General features: G+C 60.3%; 2 pseudogenes. One reads left to right on the top strand and one right to left on the bottom strand.

From position 1 onward, the window contains the following. A pseudogene (locus JZ00_RS32190) lies at positions 1 to 114 on the bottom strand (DUF6124 family protein); the annotation flags it as partial. Positions 115 to 606: 492 nt separating this feature from the next. Between JZ00_RS32190 and JZ00_RS31835 the strand changes: the two are divergent. Continuing rightward, positions 607 to 720, top strand: a pseudogene (locus JZ00_RS31835) (nucleoid-structuring protein H-NS); the annotation flags it as partial. Positions 721 to 1,007: the final 287 nt, after the last annotated feature.

Raw genomic sequence — 1,007 nt, 5'->3', positions numbered from 1 at the left:
CTCGGATTTGGCCTGTTTGGGGTTCAGGTAGTAGTCGAGCGCGCGATCGGTGGCTTCCTGGAGTTTCTTGGGATCGGTTTCTGGTTCTGGAGGGTTGGGGGTGGCTTTGTGCATGGTTGACGCTCCTTGATTAATGGAGCCGCCAGGCATCGCTGCTAAACGAAAAGGGTGGCGGCGGTACGCGGGTTAGCAGACCAGGAATCAAGGAACCCGGCGCACCGAAGTGCCCCACGCACAGCCGCCATAAAGCGGACCTGCGTGCCTTGATATTGTGCCGAGCTGCTAAACCCGATCGCTGAACTGACAGCGACCTGCAAACGTTAGAGTCTCGGGCCAAGGCACACAAGCCGGCGGATTCTGGCGTAGTTGTAGGCAATGGCGCAAGGCTCCGTAGCCTTGGGATGACGGACTGTGGGAGCGGGGGATTTTTGTGTGTATATCCGTTATTTAGGTAACGGCTACTTAGGGTTCCGCCCTGACGGCGGGTCACTTTCGAAAAGCGCGAAAGTAACCAAAGCGCTCCTGCCCCACCACTCGGTGCCTCGCTTAGGCTCGGCATGCCCTCACTCCGGCATTGCTCCGTGGGCCCGCCGCGAAGGGCCATCCATGGCCCAGCGCGGCTATCCCGGCATCCATGCCGGGATGCCCACTCCACAATGCCTGCGTTCGGCCAGCGTGGTTAACGGGGCGCCCGAGATCAACGTCCACCGCGAGGCGGCCTTAGAGCCGACCTGGCTCTCTTGGTCGTATACCCGTCAGATCTGTGGGAGCAAAACTTGCTCGCGAGGCGGCCTGACAGCCGACCTGGCTCTCCCGGTCGTACACCCGTTAGATCTGTGGGAGCAAAGCTTGCTCGCGAGGCGGCTTTAGAGCCGACCTGGCTCTCTTGGTCGTACATCCGTTAGATCTGTGGGAGCAAAGCTTGCTCGCGAGGCGGCTTTAGAGCCGACCTGGCTCTCTTGGTCGTACATCCTTTAGATCTGTGGGAGCAAAGCTTGCTCGCGAGG

This window comes from Pseudomonas frederiksbergensis, assembly GCF_000802155.2.
Classification (GTDB): Bacteria; Pseudomonadota; Gammaproteobacteria; order Pseudomonadales; family Pseudomonadaceae; genus Aquipseudomonas; species Aquipseudomonas frederiksbergensis_A.
Note: the sequence above shows the minus strand (reverse complement) of the source record. Positions and strands in the feature narration are given on the sequence as shown.